The organism is Pseudooceanicola marinus (assembly GCF_020177265.1).
In the GTDB taxonomy this organism is placed as follows: Bacteria; Pseudomonadota; Alphaproteobacteria; order Rhodobacterales; family Rhodobacteraceae; genus Pseudooceanicola; species Pseudooceanicola marinus_A.
In genome coordinates this window covers 200,444-216,936 of sequence record NZ_JAIVMC010000005.1, presented here as the reverse complement: position 1 = coordinate 216,936, position 16,493 = coordinate 200,444, and the positions used below count along the sequence as shown (strand labels likewise).

The following is a 16,493-nucleotide window of genomic DNA, read 5'->3' as shown; positions in this document are numbered from 1 at the left end:
TGCACAGCGCCGCCGAAGCTCCTATCTAGTCGCGCATGACCCATCCGATCCTCACCGATACCGACGCCCTGGCCCGCAACCGGGCCCGCGCCACCGCAGACGCCCTTTTCCTGCACGAGCGCGCCGCGCTGGACCTTCAGGATCGGGTCGAGATGGTTAAGAGAGAGTTTACCAATCCCCTGCTGGTCACGCCCTACCCCGACCACTGGCGCGCCCTGACCGCGCCCTTCCCGGTCGCGCCGCGGATCATCCCCGCGGCGGAGGTGCTGGACGTGGAACCCGGATCCGCAGACCTCGTGATGCATGTCTTCGATCTGCACTGGTCCAACGACCCGGTCGGCCAACTGATCCAGTGCCGCCGCGCCCTGCGGCCCGACGGGCTGATGCTGGCGGTCTTCTTCGGCGGCCAGACCCTGACCGAGCTGCGCGCCTGCCTGGGCCAGGCCGAGGTCGAGGTGACGGGCGGGTTGTCGCCGCGCATCGCCCCCATGGGAGAGATCCGCGACATGGGCGGCCTGCTGCAACGGGCGGGGTTTGCCCTGCCGGTGGCCGACAGCGACACGGTACAGGTCGATTATTCCTCGCCGCTGAAACTGCTGGCGGACCTGCGCGCCATGGGCGAGGGCAACGCGCTGAACGACCGGCTGCGCCACCCGACGCGCCGGGCCGTCATGATGCGCGCGGTCGAGCTGTACCTGCAGACCCATGGCGACGCCGAGGGGCGCGTGCCCGCCACCTTCGAGCTGGTCACCCTGACCGGCTGGGCCCCGCATGAAAGCCAGCAGCAACCGCTGCGCCCCGGTTCCGCCCGCGCCTCCCTGGCCGAGGCGCTGAGCACCACCGAGACACCGCTGAAATCCTGACGGCGCAGCGGCCCGCGCCTGATGACGTGACGCATTGACCCGGGGCGTGAACCCTCTATCTCCGGGGACGACATTGCCAGGAGAGCCCCCATGGACGACGCCACCCGCCCCGACCACGCCCCCGCCAGCCACCCGGCCATCCCGCGGGAAAAGGTGGGCGTGCTGTTGGCCAACCTCGGCACGCCGGACAACACCGATTACTGGTCCATGCGCCGCTACCTGTCGGAGTTCCTCAGCGACCAGCGCGTCATCGACTATCCGAAATGGAAATGGCAGCCGATCCTGCAGGGCATCGTCCTGTCGATCCGCCCGTTCAAATCCGGCGCGGCCTACCGCACGATCTGGAACACGGAAGACGACGAATCGCCCCTGATGACGATCACCAAGGCGCAGACCGCCGCGCTGACCGCCGCCCTGGCCGAACGCTATGGCGAAGAGGTGGTGATGGTCGATTTCTGCATGCGCTACGGCAATCCCTCGACCCGGTCGAAGGTGCGCAAGATGGTCGAGGCGGGTTGCACCAAGATCCTGTTCTGCCCCCTCTACCCGCAGTACGCCGGCGCCACGACGGCCACCGCCAACGACCAGTTCTTCCGCGCCCTGATGGAGGAGAAGTGGCAGCCGGCGACCCGCACCCTGCCGCCCTACTTCGACAGCCCCGCCTATATCGAGGCCCTGGCGGCTTCGGTGGAACGCAAGTACGCGGAAATGGAGGACCAGCCCGACATCCTGGTCTGTTCCTACCACGGCCTGCCGTTCCGCTACCTGACCGAAGGGGACCCCTACCATTGCCAGTGCGTGAAGACGACGCGCCTGCTGAAGGAACGGCTGGGCTGGGACGACGGGCAGATCACCACGACCTTCCAGTCGAAGTTCGGCCCCGAGGACTGGCTGCAGCCCTACACGGTGGAAGAGGTCGCGCGCCTGGCCGAGGCCGGCAAGAAGAAGATCGCCGTGATCGCGCCCGCCTTCTCCGCCGACTGCATCGAGACGCTGGAGGAGATCAACGAGGAGATCCGCGAGAGCTTCGAACATGCGGGCGGCGAAAGCTTCACCTACGTGCCCTGCCTGAACGACGACGAGGAACATATCGCCGCGCTGGCCTTCGAGATCGAGCGCAACCTGCAGGGCTGGCTGGACTGACAGGCCCCGGGCGGGCCGATGGCGGCCTGCCCACCCGACGCCCGGCGTCCCCGGATCTGGGCAGCAGACATGAAAAAAGGCGGTGGATTGCTCCACCGCCTTCTTTGTTTGCTATGCGCCTGCCGAATTAGTCGGCGATGGCTGCAGCAACCACGGCCAGCAGGATCAGCGGCAGGATGATGCCGGCGGACGAGCTGGTGGTTTCTTCGACGACAACCGGAGCTTCGATGACCGGCTCGGAGTAGGCGCCAGCGGAAGCGGTGGTTGCGGCTGCGGCCAGAGCGGCGGCGAGAACGAGTTTTTTCATTTTATCCTCCAGATAAAGGCCGGCAGACGAATAGACATAGATCGACCGGCACCCAAGACTTACCTCGTGATTCCGTCATACGCGGGCCGGGGCGCAAAATGCAATTGGCAACATGCGTAAGGTCCAACCCGCACACGGAAATGTCGTCAAATAAGCAACACTTGCGTGCCCACTTGCGACAGGTCGAACAGCTCCAGGATGTGTTCGTTGTAGAGTCCGATGCAGCCGTTGGAGGACCGGCGGCCGATCTTGCGCGTGTCGTGGGTGCCGTGGATACGGTAGTAGGTCCAGCTGAGGTAAAGAGCGCGCACGCCCAAGGGGTTATCCGGCGCGCCGCCTTCGACCACGTCGGGCCACTCGGGGTTGCGTTCCTTCATCGAAGGCGTCGGGCGCCAGGTCGGGTTCTCCACCTTCTGCACGACCGAGGTGCGGCCGCGCCGGGTCAGGTCCTCGGTCAGCGGCACCGAGGTGGGATAGAGGCGATAGACCGACTGGTCCTCGGACCAGAAGTGCAGCGCACGGCTGTCGATATCCACCAGGATGGCGCCGTTGCGCGTATTGTCGAAATAGGGGCGCCAGTCGAGCGAGCGGAAGGACGAGATGTTGCGGCGCGCGGTCTCGTTCGGGTCACGCTCCACTTCCGTCGAGTTCTCGAAGGGGGTCGCGTATTCGCCGCCGCCGACCACCTGGCCGAGGGCGGGACTGGCGAGGGCAGCGGCACCGCCGGCAAAGAAGGCACGCCGCGTGGGAAATTTGGGGAAAGTCATTTTCATCTCCGTATCCGATCTGGCCAAATGGCGCCGGACCTGCGGCGGCACCTTATGGCGAAGTTGCCGCAGTCGCAATTCAAACGCATGTCATTGAACCGCCTCACGGGCATGTGCGTTTGAAAAGGTCACCCGGCCGCGCTAAGCGGTCTTAGCTTTACTTAACTCGGCGGAGCCCCGATGCGTTTCATTCTACTTCTCCTGCCGGCCATGCTTTTCCTGTCCGGCTGCGTCAGCCCCACCACGCAGCAGCCCACGACGACCCTGGCCGCCGACGGCAAACCCCTGCCCAAGCTCTACCGGATCTCGGGCAATGCGCGGAACCGGATCCCCTACGAGGTCCTGGATTCGGTCAACACCCTGCGCAGCGCCGCCGGCGCCCCGCCGGTGCAGCTGAACCCGCAGCTGACCGCCGCGGCCGCCACCCATTCGCGCGACATGTCCAACCAGAACCGCCCCTGGCACTTCGGCTCCGACGGCTCCTCGCCCATCGACCGGGTGCAGCGCGTGGGCTACCCCGGCGGCCTGATCGGCGAGAACATCTCGGAGACCTACGAAACCGAGATGGAGACGATTTCCGCCTGGATGGACAAGGATGACACCCGCCGCGTGCTGCTGTCCAAACGCGCCACCGACATGGGCTTTGCCTGGCACCAGGAAAACAACGGCAAGATCTGGTGGACCCTCATCATGGGCGCCCGCAACCCCGAAATGGCGATGGCTCAGTAACCGCATCGGCGGTTAATCCAAGACATATCAGGTGGTTACGAAAAGGGCGGCCCGCGGGCCGCCCTTTTTCATGTCGCATGACATGCCACGATCCGATCGGGGTCAGGGGTGGATGTAGATCGGGGTGCCGTTGCCCACCATGGCGTAGATCTCCTCCACCTCCTTGTCGGAGACGGAGATGCAGCCGGCCGTCCAGTCCTGCGGCGCGTTGCGGTACTTGCGCGGCTTGCCGTGGATGAAGATGTCACCCCCCGGGCTGCGCCCCTGTTCCTCGGCGAAGGCCATGTCGGCCTCGTTCGGGTAGGAAACACCGATCGACAGGTGGAACTCGGAATTGGGGTTCCGGCGGTCGATGATATAGGCCCCCTCCGGCGTCTTGCCGTCGCCCTCGAACTGCTTGTGGCCCACGGGGGCGAAGCCCAGGCCGATGTCGTAGGCCTTCAGCACCTCGTCGTGATGCATCAGGTACATCCGCCGCTGACCCTTCAGCACGTGGATGCGCGTCACCTCCGGCCCGCGGTAGGTCTGGAACTTGGAACAGGCCGTGGCGACTGCCGCCAGGACCAGGGAAAGCACTGCCCGTCTTTTCATTGATCTGCTCGTTTTCGGGGTTTTCCCCAGTCTACCAGCCCGCATGGGGCCGCGAAAAGCGGCAAGGCGGCGATCACGACTTGTTGAGCGAAAATCCGGCCACGACCTCCACGTGGGGCGACCAGCGGAACTGGTCCACCACCGTCACCGGGCCCATCGTGTAGCCGGCGGCCAGCAGGTGGCGCGCGTCACGGGCGAAGGTCACGGGGTTGCAGCTGACGGCGGCGATCACCGGCATGCGGGCCTCGGCCAGGGCGCGCACCTGCGCCTCGGCGCCGGCCCGCGGCGGGTCGATCACGGCGGCCTGGATGCCCTTCAGGTCCTCGCCCTCCAGCGGATCGCGGAACAGGTCGCGCTGCATCGCGCTGAGGGCGTGCAGCCCCCCGGCACGGCGCCATCCGTCTTCCAGTGCGGCGGTCATGGCCCGGTCGCCCTCGACCGCCAGCACCTCGGCCCGTTCCGACAGCGGCAGGGCGAAGGTGCCGCAGCCCGCGAACAGATCCGCGACCTTCTTGGCGCCCTTCACGATCTCCAGCACATGCGCCAGCAGCGTGTCCTGCCCGTGCTGCGTGGCCTGCAGGAAGGCCCCGGGCGGCGGCACCACCTGGGCGCGGCCAAAGCGCTGGAACGGCGGGTTGCGGGTGACGATCAGCTCGCCCTCCCACGACAGGCGCGCCAGGTCGAGCTTCTGCGCCGCCTCGGTCAGTGTCAGCCGCAGGGGTTCATCCAGTTCCTTGCCGCCCTTCACCGAGATGTCGAGGCCCGCTTCCGACAGGGTCGCCAGCACCGACAGCTCTCCCTTGCGGGCACCGCCTGCCACGGCCAGGGCCTCGGCCACGGGGATGGCGCGCATCAGGTCGGGGTGCAGCAGCTTGCAATCGGGCACCTCGACGATGGCGCCCGAGGCACGCCCGTGAAACCCCGCGATGGCCCCCGATTTCGTGCGCCGCGCCGAGAGCGACGCACGGCGGCGGGACTGCGCGGGCGAGGTCTCGACCCCCGCGATCTCTGCCTCGATCCCCTGGGCGGCCAGGGCGGTTTCCACGATCCCGCGTTTCCAGGCCGCCACGTAATCGTCGCCCGCGTGTTGCACCGCGCAGCCCCCGCAGGAGCGGAAGTGCCGGCAGGGTGCCGCCACCCGTTCGGGGGCGGGTTCGAGGATCTTCACCCCCTCCAGCCGGTCACCCGAAAGCGTGCCGGTCACCCGTTCCCCGGGCAGGGTCATGGGGGCGAAAATCGGGCCTGTGGGGCCTGCGGCGATCCCGTCGCCGTGGTGGCCCAGTCGCTGGATCTGAAACTCTTGCATGGCGCGGCTCCTACATGAGGCGCGGCGCTTCGCCTAGCCCTTTCGCAGCAGGGTCACTCGGCAGCCGCGCCGCCCTGGGCCTGATCTGCCTCGTCATCCTCGGTCACCAGGAAGCCGCCCGACTGCCGCGCCCAGTAGCGGGCATACAGGCCCTCTTGCTGCAACAGCTCGCGGTGACTGCCCAGCTCGGCGATTTCGCCGTCATGCAGCACCACGATCCGGTCCATGTGGGAAATGGTCGACAGGCGGTGCGCGATGGCCAGCACCGTCTTGCCCTGCATGACGTTTTCCAGCGCCTCCTGGATCTGCGCCTCGACCTCGCTGTCCAGGGCGCTCGTCGCCTCGTCCAGCACCAGGATCGGGGCGTCCTTCAGGATGGCACGGGCCAGCGCGATCCGCTGCCGCTGCCCACCCGACAGTTTCACCCCCCGCTCGCCCAGCCGGGCGTCGTAGCCGGTGCGCCCCTCGAAATCGGTCAGCTCCTCGATGAAGGCATGCGCCTCGGCCTTGTCGGTAGCCTCCATCAGCTCATCCTCGCTGGCATCGGGACGGCCGTAGAGGATGTTTTCCCGCGCCGAGCGGTTGAACATCGAGGTGTCCTGGGTGACCAGCGCGATATTGCGGCGCAGGCTGTCCTGGGTGACACCGGCGATGTCCTGCCCGTCGATCAGGATGCGGCCCTTTTCGGCGTCGTAGAGGCGCAGCAGCAGCGAGACCAGCGTCGACTTGCCCGCCCCCGAGGCGCCCACGATGCCCAACTTCTCGCCCGGGCGGATCACCAGGTCGAGGTCCTTCACCCCACCCTTTTCCTGCCCGTAGGCAAAGCCCACATGATCGAACCGAATCTCGCCCTCGGTCACCACCAGGTCGGTCGCGCCGGGCTTGTCGTGCAGCCGCACCGGGCGGCCCAGGGTGCGCATGCCATCCTCGACCTCGCCCACTGAGGCATAGATGCCCATCAGGGCGAAGCTGACCCAGCCGGTCATCTGCGCCACCCGCACCGCCACGGCACCGGAGGCCACGATGTCGCCCACGCTGGCCGCGCCCCGCGACCAGAAGATCAGCGTGCCACCGACCAGCAGCACGGGCAGCAGCCCGCCGATGATGGTCAGAAGCGCCCGGAAGGCGGTGGAGATGCGGCCAAAGGACAGCGCCGTCTGGCGGAAGTTCTCCAACGCCCCGAGCGCCGCGCGATCCTCATGTTCGGTATGGGCAAACAGCTTCACCGTCTTGATGTTGGTGATCGTGTCCACGACCACGCCCGACACCATGGCCCGGGCCGAGGCGCGTTTGGCCGAACGTTCGCGGATGCGCGGCATGAAGAAGCGGATCAGGGCGAAATAGCCCGCCAGCCAGAGGACGAAGATCAGCCCCAGCCAGCCGTCGATCGAGATGATCAGCGCGATGGACCCGGCCAGGGTGGCCAGGGCGAAGGCCACCACGTTGATGACCTCGAAGGCCACGTCGGTCATGGCGCGCGAGGTCTGCATCTGTTTCTGGCTGATGCGCCCGGCGAAATCGTTGTCGAAATAGACCACCGACTGACCCATGGTCCAGCGATGCACACGGCTCAGCACCAGCGAGAAGAGGTTCGGCTGCAGGATCATCGAGGTGGCCGCGGTCGACAGCCCCATGAACAGCGGCCGCGCGATCAGGAAGAAGCCGAGCGCGCCCAGCAGAAGCGCCAGGTTGGCGACCGAGAAGAACTCTTCGCGGCCCATGGCCTCCGCCCCGTCGACCACCGCGCCCAGGATCCAGGCGGTGCCGGCATCCGCCGCCCCCGACAGCGCGGCCAGGAATGCACCCAGGGCCAGGCCGGGCCAGGCGCCGGACAGGCACCAGCCCATGAAGGCCAGCAAGGTGTCGGGCGGCGCGCCCTTCGCCGGGCGATAGGGATCGACCAGTTTCGCAGGCCAGGTCTTGATATTGAGCATGTCGGGCCCCTTTCGCCTACTTATCCCCGCGCGCATCGGGGGATTCAAGCGCCGGCGTGGGACAGGCAGGAAGCTAGAGCGCGGCCAGCAATCCGCCAGCGTCGAGGGTGAAATCGGAGGCAATCCACAGCGCCTCCGCCCGGCGCAGAGCCTCACCCAGTTCGCGCCCCTGGAACCGGGGTTGCAGGCCCTTCGCGGTCAGCGGGAAAGTCTGCGCCGCGCCGAACCCCGCGCGGGCCATGGCGTCGGGCGGCAGGGGCATTTCCAGCAGGGCCTCACGCAGGATCAGGATCGCCTGCGCCTCGCCCTCGCCGTGGCGCCAGCCCAGCTCCGCCGGGCCGCGGCTGCCGGTCGCCTCGTCGCGCAACCGGGTGATGCGCGCTGCGTCCTTCTTGGGCAGGCGCAGGGCGGGGCCCGGGTCCTCTCCGCCCAGGGCGGCAAGGCGCAGCACCTGGTCGGGGGCGCGACCCTGCGTGCCCTCCAGGTGCACCAGCGGCCCCAGCGCCCGCAGGCCGGCACCGGGCAGGACATGGCGCAGCACGCCGGTCTGATCCATGGCCGCCAGGGCGCGCATCGGATCGGCGACCGACAGAAGTTTCACCAGCTCGGCCCCAACGCGTTCGCGCGACAGCCCGTCGATGCCATCCGCATTGGCAGCGATGGCCGCCAGGGCCTCCGGGTCCATGCCGGCGTCGGGATCGCCGAACCGGGCGTGAAAACGGAAATAGCGCAGGATGCGCAGGTAATCCTCGCGGATGCGCTGATCGGGATCGTCGATGAACCGCAGGTGCCGCGCGCGCAGATCCTGCACCCCCTGTCCCAACGGATCGGCCACGCGCCCCTCCGGATCGGCATAGAGCGCGTTCATGGTGAAGTCGCGGCGCCGCGCGTCCTCTTCCATGGTGTCGGCAAAGGCCACCACGGCGCGGCGGCCGTCGGTTTCCACGTCGCGGCGCCAGGTCGTCACCTCATGCGGGATGCCGCCCGAAACCACCGTGATCGTGCCATGGTCGATCCCTGTCGGCAGCGCCTTCAGACCGGCGGCCTGCGCCAGGGCCAGCGTCGTCTCGGGGCGCGCATCGGTGGAAATGTCGATGTCCCCCACCGGCACGCCCAGCAGCGCGTCGCGCACGCAGCCGCCGACGAACCAGGCCTGGTGCCCGCCCCCGGTCAGCGCATCGCAGACCGCGCGCGTGGCGGGCGCCGTCAACCAGTCGCCGGTGATCCGCGGGGCGTCCCCGGTCATTGCCCGACCTCCACCGCCTCGGCCAGCACCCGCAGCATCCGCGCCGTGGCGCCCCAGATGTAATAGGGCCCCCAGGGCACGGTGAAGTAGTGCCGCATGGAGTTCTGCCAGCGCCGCGACTGGATCGAATAGTTCCGCCGGTCCAGCACATGCGACAGGGGCACGGGAAAGATCTCCTCGACCTCGCCGGGTTCGGGGCGGGCCACGAAGGGGGCGGTGACGCGGGCGATCACCGGGGTCACCTGGAAGGCGGTGACGGTGCGGTGCGTGGGCAAGGTGCCCAGCACCTCGACATGCGAGGGCGGCAGGCCGATCTCCTCATCCGCCTCGCGCAGGGCGGCGGCAATCGGGTCGGCATCGCCGGGGTCCTGCTTGCCGCCCGGAAAGGCGATCTGGCCGGGGTGATGTTTCAGCCGGGAGGAGCGTTTGGTCAGGATCACATGGGGCACGCCGCCCAGGTCCTCGACCGCGCAAAGCACGCCCGCCGGCCGCGTCTTCACATTGGCCAGCAGATGCGCGTCATCGTTCAGATCGAAATCCGACGATGGCTCCGTGGCGCGGGACAGCGCCACGGAGAGCAGGTCATAGGGATCGCGCGGATCAGTCCTTCGACACATCGTTGCCAAGGGCGTCCTTCCCTTCGGCCTCGAACCCGACGGTAGCCGGATCCAGCACGTAATGGGCGCCACAGAACTGGCAATCGGCGGTCACCACGCCCTCTTCGGTGGTCATCGTCTCGATGTCCTTGGCCGAGTAGATCGACAGCGACTGCCGTACCTTGTCCTCGGAGCAGGAGCAGCCGAACTTCACCGGCTGGGAGTCGAAGACGCGCGGCACTTCCTCGTGGAACAGGCGCACCAGAAGATCGGTCGGCGCCACGGAGGGGCCGATCAACTCCAGCTGGTCGACCGTATCCAGGTGGAAGTTCACCCGGTTCCAGTTCTCCGACTTCTCCTCGTCGCTTTCCACCAGATCACCGGCGGTCAGCAGGCCCTTTTCGCCGCTGCCTTCGCTGACGTGCATCCCGGCGCCCGGCATCATCTGAAGCATCACGCCCCCGGCGCGCCAATGTTCCTCGCCGCCCGCTTCGCGCGACAGGCCGTAGGACAGGTTGAACCGCGTGGCGATCTGTTCCGACTGGGCAAAGTAGGCCTCGGCGCAGGCGCGCAGCGACCCGCCGGCCAGCGGGGAGATCCCCTGGTAGGGCTGCATGCCCTGGCCCTGGTCGATCAGGATGGCGAAGTAGCCCTCGTCGCCCAGCTGCGACCAGGGGTCGTCGCCGGTGACCTTGTCCTTGTCGTAGGAGGCATAGGCACGGATGCGCGCCGGCTCCCCCTCTTCGGTGGGGCCGTAGTAGTCGGTGGCGATCATCCGCACCGCGCCGCCCTTGGTCTGCACCTGCAGCGACAGTTTCCAGCGCAGCTTGATCGTCTGGCCGATCAGCGCGGTCAGCAGCGCCATCTCGGCCACCAGGGCCTCGACCGCGCGCGGGTAATCGTGCTGTTTCAGGATGCCGTCCAGCACCCCGTCCAGCCGCGCCACGCGGCCGCGGATGTCGGCATTGTCCAGTTGGAACGGCAAAACGGTGTCGTCCCAGGCGATCTTGCTGCTGAGGGTCATGAAATGGGTCCTATCCGCTTGCTCTTGGCATAACCCGGTGCCACCTAAGGGGCAAGCGAGCCCGCTTCAAGGAGACATCATGCGTCGCTACGGCAAGCCTCCCCTGTCCGACACGCAATACACCCTGCGGCCCGGGGCCTATGCGATCCTGCCGCGCGACGGGAAACTGCTGCTGACCTACCAGGCCGAACCGGAGGCCGAGGTGCAGCTGCCCGGTGGCGGCATCGATCCCGGCGAAAGCCCGGTGCGCGCCCTGCACCGCGAGGTCTGGGAGGAAACCGGCTGGACCATCGCGGCACCGCGCCGCGTCGGCGTCTACCGCCGCTTCGTCTGGATGCCCGACTACGACATGTATGCCGAGAAGCTGTGCCACATCTACATGGCGCGCCCCGTCATGGCCCGGTCCGAGCCGATCGAGCCGCATCACACCGCCCTGTGGATGGCACCGGAGATCGCGGTGGACCTGCTGGGCAGCGAAGGCGACGCCGGCATCCTGCGCCAACTCCTCTAGGCACGGGCTGACTACACCGGCGCCGGCTGCGGGTATTCCAGCAGCACGGCGGAAATGTCATCCGGGAACTCCTCCTCGCCGCCGTAGTCCCCCAGCTGCCACAACAGCCCCTCCAGGAAGGCGGTGCCACAGGCGCCGCGCAAGTCCTGCAGGATCCGCGCCAGCCCGTCACTGTCCAGCAGCCGCCCCGTGGGATCGGGGCATTCGGTGATCCCGTCGGAGGTGACAAGCAGGCGATCCCCCGGGCGCAGGACCAGTTCATACTCCTCGAACGCGACCTCCGGCAGCAGGCCCACGGGCACGCCTGGCCGCCCCACCTCCGCGATGCGGCCGTCGGCCCGTTGCAACACGGGATGGGGATGGCCCGCCTGCACCAGCCGCACCCGGCCCGTGGTCATCTGCACATGGGCCAGGATCATGGTGAAGTAGTGCTCGGTCGTCATCTCCCCCAGCACCAGGTCGTTCAGATGGGCCACCACCTCCGCCGGATCGCGCGGCGCATAGCCGCCTCCGGGCAGCGCGCGGATCGCCACGTTCTGTTCGGGCACGGCCGAGGACAGGTAGCCCGCCAGCCGCGCCGTCATCAGGGCCGAGCTGATCCCGTGGCCCGACACGTCGATGGCGAAACAGCCGAAGGTCTGCTCGTCGATCGGGTAGAACCCCACCAGATCGCCGCCGACGCGCCCGGCCGGGCGCAGCAGCAGCGAGATCTGCATCGGCCCGAAGGCGCGATGCCGGTCGCGCACCAGGCTCTGCTGCAGCTTGCGCGCCTCGATCAGGTCGCTGTCGATCACGTCATGGGCGGCCTGCAGCCGGCTGAGGGTCTGGCGGATGATGCGGTTCTTCGCCGTCAGCTCCTCCTGCATGTCGAGGATGCGTTCGCCGGCGTTCAGCCGCGCCCGAAGCTCCGCCTTGTTCACCGGCTTGGTCAGGAAATCGTCGGCCCCGGCGTCCAGCCCCTCGGCGGCATGCACCTTCTCGTTCTTCGAGGTCAGCAGCAGGAAATAGCCATAGCTCTCCCGCTCCAAGTTGCGGAACTGCTTGCAGAAATCCAGCCCGTCCATGCCCGGCATCATCCAGTCGCTGATCACCAGGTCGGGCGGCCAGTCGCGGCAGACGGCCAGGGCGGCCTCCCCGCTGTCGGCCTCACGCAGCTCATACCCCCAGCCCGACAGCGACGACAGCAGGATGCGCCGCTGCAACCGGCTGTCATCCACCACCAGCACGCGGCGCGCGGCCGGAACCGCGGCAGAGATCCCCTCCGCCCCGTCCTCCGCCAGCACGGGGCGCGCCCCTGCCCTCTGGTCGCTTTTCAACTGCACGTCCAAGACCACTTGCCTGTTTCGCCCGTTTCGACCCGCCCGCAAACGCGGGGCCGGTCCAAGCGCCACAGCCTTAGACAGCCGGATTTAAGAGCCTCTTAAAGCTCGACTTGTCGTTAAACACCGCCCGGGCTTCAGCCCCGGTTAAACATCGCGGCCTAGCCTCGGCCCACGGACAGGCGGAGGCTGTGATGATTACCTGGTCCCAGGTCACCGAACTGCGCAACGATGTCGGCGCCGAGAATTTCGACGAGGTGGTCGAGATATTCCTCGATGAGGTCGAGGAAACGCTGGCGGCGCTGGCCCATGGCCCGAGGCTGGAACAGGTGTTGCATGCGCTGAAGGGCTCGGCGTTGAACCTCGGGTTCACACATTTCTCGGACCTCTGCGCCGAGGGCGAGGCCCGGGCGGCGCGCGGCGAAGGGGCCGCGGTGGATCTGGCGGCGATCCGCGCCAGCTATGCCGAAAGCAAGGCGATATTCCTGGCCGAACTGCCCGAACGGCTGGCGGCCTGAGCGCTGCGCCCCGGGGCCTTTTCAGCGACCACGCCGCTCACACGGCCTGCACCGTTCCGCCGGAGACCAACCTGCGAAGCGCCGGGCAGCGCCGCCCCAAGTCAGATCAGGAATTCCGACAGCACCGGATCCGTCGTAATGTCACGATAGGTAAAGCCTGCCGCGTCCATCCGCGCATAAAGCGCATCCAGGTTCTCGGCCCGCTTGGTCTCGATCCCGATCAGGACAGAGCCGAAGTTGCGCGCCGATTTCTTCAGGTACTCGAACCTGCTGATGTCATCCTCCGGCCCCAGCATTTCCAGGAAATCGCGCAGGGCGCCGGGGCGCTGCGGCAGGCGCAGGATGAAGTATTTCTTCACACCGGCGTATCTCTGCGCCCGTTCCTTCACCTCCGGCAGGCGTTCGAAATCGAAATTGCCCCCCGAGGTGACGCAGATCACCCGCTTGCCGGCAATCTGATCGCGCAGATCCTCCAGCGCGTTGATCGACAGCGCGCCGGCGGGTTCCAGCACGACGCCTTCCACGTTCAGCATGTCCAGCATGGTGATGCAGATGCGATCCTCGGGCAGCGCCAGCACATGGGCCGGATCCACGTCGCGCAGCCGCTCGAAGGGCCGCGCGCCGATCTTCGCCACGGCAGCGCCATCGACGAAGTTGTCCGCGATCTTCACCGTCACCGGCTCCCCCGCCGCAACGGCGGCGCGCAGGGAAGGCCCGCCAGCCGGTTCGACGAAACGATACTCGATCCGATCCCCGAAATAGCTGCGCACGCCGGACGACAGGCCGCCGCCGCCCACGGGCAGGACGATCATGTCGGCCAGATCAGGCAGCTGCGCCTCGATCTCGGCCGCGACGGAGGCCTGGCCCTCGATCACGTCCCCATCGTCGAAGGGCGCCAGGAAATGCCCGCCCACCTCGGCGCAATGGCGCTGCGCCTCGGCCAGGGTGTCGTCGAAATAGTCGCCAACCAGGCGGATCTCGACGAAGTCACCGCCGAAGATGCGCGTCTTGTCGATCTTCTGCTGCGGCGTGGTCACCGGCATGAAGACGACACCGGGCACCTGGAAATGGCGACACATGAAGGCCATGCCCTGCGCGTGATTGCCCGCGCTGGCACAGACGAAGGCCGAAACCTCCCGCTCCGCCAGCACCTTGCGCATGGCGTTGAAGGCCCCGCGCAGCTTGTAGCTGCGTACCGGCGACAGGTCCTCACGCTTCAGCCAGATCTCGGCGCCGTACTTGGCCGAAAGGTGATCGTTGCGCATCAGGGGCGTGGCGGGGAAGACCTCGCGCATCGCCTCCATGGCGTCGCGGGCGGCCTGAACGAAGGTATCCATGGCGCCAGAGGTGCCGCACGGCGCGGCTTTTGGCAAGGGGCGGCGGGTCGAAAGCCCTTCGTACAAGGCGCTTTGCGGGGCTGTCGCTTGCCCTGCCCCGCAAAACCCGCTATCGCCGCTCTCGCATCCGCAAGAGGGAACAGATATGTCCGCGCCCAAGAAAGTCGTCCTGGCCTATTCCGGCGGCCTCGACACCTCGATCATCCTGAAATGGCTTCAGACCGAATACGGTTGCGAAGTCGTCACCTTCACCGCCGACCTCGGTCAGGGCGAAGAGCTTGAACCGGCTCGTGCCAAGGCAGAGATGCTGGGCGTGAAGGAGATCTTCATCGAGGATGTCCGAGAAGAATTCGTGCGCGACTTCGTCTTCCCGATGTTCCGCGCCAACGCGGTCTACGAAGGCCTGTACCTGCTGGGCACCTCCATCGCCCGCCCGCTGATTTCCAAGCGCCTGGTCGAGATCGCCGCCGAAACCGGCGCCGATGCCGTGGCCCATGGCGCCACCGGCAAGGGCAACGACCAGGTCCGGTTCGAGCTGGCCTGCTACGCCCTGAACCCCGAGATCAAGGTCATCGCCCCCTGGCGCGAATGGAACCTGAACTCGCGCACCTCGCTGCTGGACTTCGCCGAGAAGAACCAGATTCCGATCGCCAAGGACAAGCGCGGCGAAGCGCCCTTCTCGGTCGATGCCAACCTGCTGCACACCTCCTCCGAGGGCCGCGTGCTGGAAGATCCCGCCGTCGAGGCACCGGAATACGTCTACCAGCGGACCGACGATCCGGTCCTGTCGGCCCCGAATGAGCCGCAATACGTTGAAATCACTTTCGAAAAAGGCGACGCCGTTGCCATCGACGGTGAAGAGATGTCGCCCGCCACGATCCTGACCAAGCTCAACGAGCTGGGCAAGCTGCACGGCATCGGGCGCCTCGACTTCGTGGAAAACCGCTTCGTCGGCATGAAGTCCCGCGGCATCTACGAGACGCCGGGCGGGGAGATCCTGCTGGAGGCGCACCGTGGCATCGAGCAGATCACCATCGACAGCGGCGCCGGCCACCTGAAGGATTCGATCATGCCGCGCTACGCGGAGCTGATCTACAACGGCTTCTGGTTCAGCCCCGAACGCGAGATGCTGCAGGCGCTGATCGACAAGAGCCAGGAATTCGTCACCGGCACCGTGAAGCTGATGCTCTACAAGGGCTCCGCCCGCACCGTGGCGCGCTGGTCGGACTACTCGCTCTACTCGGAGGCCCATGTGACCTTCGAGGACGACGCGGGCGCCTACGATCAGAAGGACGCGGCCGGATTCATCCAGCTGAACGCCCTGCGGCTGAAGCTGCTGGCGGCGCGCAACAAGCGCGTGAAGTAACCTCGTCCGCCGGGTCCTGGCGCCCGTCGGATACCTCGTCGGAACGGCGCCTTCGGGCGCCGTTTTGCGTTTGTGTGTGCGGGCGCCCCGCGCTGACGTGACGTTCACGTCAAGACGCGCCACGTCACCCTTGGCAGCGCCCTGCCCCCGCCCTCAACTGCCGGCGACCAGAGGGAGGGAAAGTCATGACCATGGAAGAGATTGCCGCGAAGATCGCCCGCGGGCTGGAGAAACGGCCCGTCGAGGACAGCTTCAAGTTCGACTGCGGCGCGGACGGCGCGATCACCATTCGCGACGGCGGCGTGGTGCTGGCCGATGAGCCCGCCGATTGCACCATTCACATCAGCCGCGAGAACCTGGTGAAGCTGATGGCGGGCGACCTGAACCCGATGACCGCCTTCGCCTTCGGCAAGATCAAGGTCTCGGGCGACATGGGCCTGGCGATGAAGCTGGGGAAGGTGCTTGGCTAAAGCTCTGATCTAGCGCCAGAATTCACCACATATAGCTGGTAAGAAAGAGATTTGCGCTCCATCTAGTGGTGGCACACCATGCCTTGAGCTTGACTCGTTAGCGGTCACAGGGAATCCTATACTCTGACGGATGGAATCGATTGCGCCGTCTCGGCTGGTACCCGAGACGGCGCGGTCCTCCATCGCCGCCAACCGATCTAGATGGGCTGCGGCGGGCGTAGAGAGTACCCTGAGTGAATCCCGTTCAGGGCTATGTGTCAAGCAGTCCATCGTTCTTGATGGAGGCTCAAATGCCCTATTCGAACTACTATGTTAACGATCATCAGCAACCGACTGGCGAGCACGAGGTACACAGAGAAGGGTGCCAATGGCTCGCGCTGGCAAAGTCGAAATCCTACGTCGGTTTCTACGACAATTGCCAAGATGCTGTGTCGGAGGCCAAACGCGCTCACTATTGGAACTCTGA

Annotated in this window: 17 protein-coding genes; 7 read left to right on the top strand and 10 right to left on the bottom strand. The window is 66.9% G+C overall.

The window, feature by feature from the left end:
• The first annotated feature begins 35 nt into the window (after positions 1 to 35).
• Positions 36 to 863 carry an SAM-dependent methyltransferase gene (locus tag LC066_RS10115; RefSeq protein ID WP_224898439.1) on the top strand — a complete coding sequence of 276 codons (828 nt, stop codon included), beginning with the start codon at positions 36 to 38 and terminating at the stop codon, positions 861 to 863.
• 90 nt (positions 864 to 953) lie between these two features.
• Entirely contained in the window at positions 954 to 2,006 is a 1,053-nt protein-coding gene (hemH, locus tag LC066_RS10110; RefSeq protein ID WP_224898437.1) for a ferrochelatase, read from the top strand.
• Between the two features lie 127 nt (positions 2,007 to 2,133).
• On the opposite strand, the gene LC066_RS10105 is transcribed toward hemH, so the two are convergent.
• On the bottom strand, positions 2,134 to 2,313 hold the full coding sequence (locus LC066_RS10105; protein WP_085889569.1) for a hypothetical protein: 180 nt from the start codon (positions 2,311 to 2,313) through the stop codon (positions 2,134 to 2,136).
• Between the two features lie 146 nt (positions 2,314 to 2,459).
• A complete protein-coding gene (locus LC066_RS10100) occupies positions 2,460 to 3,080 on the bottom strand; it encodes a L,D-transpeptidase (protein WP_222475855.1) in 621 nt (206 codons plus the stop codon).
• Positions 3,081 to 3,260: 180 nt separating this feature from the next.
• Between LC066_RS10100 and LC066_RS10095 the strand changes: the two genes are divergently transcribed.
• On the top strand, positions 3,261 to 3,809 hold the full coding sequence (locus LC066_RS10095; protein WP_222475853.1) for a CAP domain-containing protein: 549 nt from the start codon (positions 3,261 to 3,263) through the stop codon (positions 3,807 to 3,809).
• Between the two features lie 102 nt (positions 3,810 to 3,911).
• Here LC066_RS10095 and LC066_RS10090 read toward each other — a convergent pair whose 3' ends face one another.
• The 6 genes from LC066_RS10090 to LC066_RS10065 all read right to left on the bottom strand — a co-directional run bounded on the left by LC066_RS10090 (position 3,912) and on the right by LC066_RS10065 (position 10,506).
• Complete coding sequence (locus LC066_RS10090; protein WP_224898435.1) at positions 3,912 to 4,400, bottom strand: L,D-transpeptidase family protein; 489 nt, start codon at positions 4,398 to 4,400, stop codon at positions 3,912 to 3,914.
• A gap of 73 nt (positions 4,401 to 4,473) precedes the next feature.
• Positions 4,474 to 5,706: a class I SAM-dependent RNA methyltransferase gene (locus LC066_RS10085; protein ID WP_224898433.1), complete on the bottom strand. Its 1,233-nt coding sequence runs from the start codon at positions 5,704 to 5,706 to the stop codon at positions 4,474 to 4,476.
• A 53-nt stretch (positions 5,707 to 5,759) separates the two neighbouring features.
• Complete coding sequence (locus LC066_RS10080) at positions 5,760 to 7,640, bottom strand: ABC transporter ATP-binding protein (protein WP_224898431.1); 1,881 nt, start codon at positions 7,638 to 7,640, stop codon at positions 5,760 to 5,762.
• A 73-nt stretch (positions 7,641 to 7,713) separates the two neighbouring features.
• A complete protein-coding gene (locus tag LC066_RS10075) occupies positions 7,714 to 8,886 on the bottom strand; it encodes a CCA tRNA nucleotidyltransferase (RefSeq protein ID WP_224898429.1) in 1,173 nt (390 codons plus the stop codon).
• Positions 8,883 to 9,503: a CoA pyrophosphatase gene (locus LC066_RS10070; protein ID WP_224898427.1), complete on the bottom strand. Its 621-nt coding sequence runs from the start codon at positions 9,501 to 9,503 to the stop codon at positions 8,883 to 8,885. Before LC066_RS10070 ends, LC066_RS10075 begins: the two co-directional genes overlap by 4 nt.
• Entirely contained in the window at positions 9,487 to 10,506 is a 1,020-nt protein-coding gene (locus LC066_RS10065) for an Hsp33 family molecular chaperone HslO (RefSeq protein ID WP_224898425.1), read from the bottom strand. The genes LC066_RS10070 and LC066_RS10065 overlap by 17 nt, the downstream gene beginning before the upstream one ends.
• 76 nt (positions 10,507 to 10,582) lie before the next feature.
• Between LC066_RS10065 and LC066_RS10060 the strand changes: the two genes are divergently transcribed.
• Positions 10,583 to 11,017 (top strand): NUDIX domain-containing protein, encoded by a 435-nt coding sequence (locus LC066_RS10060; protein WP_224898708.1) that lies wholly within the window; start codon positions 10,583 to 10,585, stop codon positions 11,015 to 11,017.
• 11 nt (positions 11,018 to 11,028) lie between these two features.
• Here the strand turns inward: LC066_RS10060 and LC066_RS10055 are convergent, their stop codons facing one another.
• Complete coding sequence (locus LC066_RS10055) at positions 11,029 to 12,339, bottom strand: PP2C family protein-serine/threonine phosphatase (RefSeq protein WP_318246709.1); 1,311 nt, start codon at positions 12,337 to 12,339, stop codon at positions 11,029 to 11,031.
• A 191-nt stretch (positions 12,340 to 12,530) separates the two neighbouring features.
• Between LC066_RS10055 and LC066_RS10050 the strand changes: the two genes are divergently transcribed.
• Entirely contained in the window at positions 12,531 to 12,854 is a 324-nt protein-coding gene (locus LC066_RS10050; RefSeq protein ID WP_224898423.1) for an Hpt domain-containing protein, read from the top strand.
• Positions 12,855 to 12,955: 101 nt separating this feature from the next.
• Here the strand turns inward: LC066_RS10050 and ilvA are convergent, their stop codons facing one another.
• Positions 12,956 to 14,191, bottom strand: coding sequence for a threonine ammonia-lyase IlvA (gene ilvA / locus LC066_RS10045; RefSeq protein ID WP_224898421.1), 1,236 nt, complete (start codon positions 14,189 to 14,191; stop codon positions 12,956 to 12,958).
• A 145-nt stretch (positions 14,192 to 14,336) separates the two neighbouring features.
• On the opposite strand from ilvA, the gene LC066_RS10040 reads away from it, so the two are divergent.
• On the top strand, positions 14,337 to 15,557 hold the full coding sequence (locus tag LC066_RS10040; RefSeq protein ID WP_224898419.1) for an argininosuccinate synthase: 1,221 nt from the start codon (positions 14,337 to 14,339) through the stop codon (positions 15,555 to 15,557).
• Positions 15,558 to 15,742: 185 nt separating this feature from the next.
• The gene (locus LC066_RS10035) at positions 15,743 to 16,027 is read left to right on the top strand and encodes an SCP2 sterol-binding domain-containing protein (protein ID WP_222475807.1); all 285 of its coding nucleotides are present in this window, start codon (positions 15,743 to 15,745) and stop codon (positions 16,025 to 16,027) included.
• Positions 16,028 to 16,493: the final 466 nt, after the last annotated feature.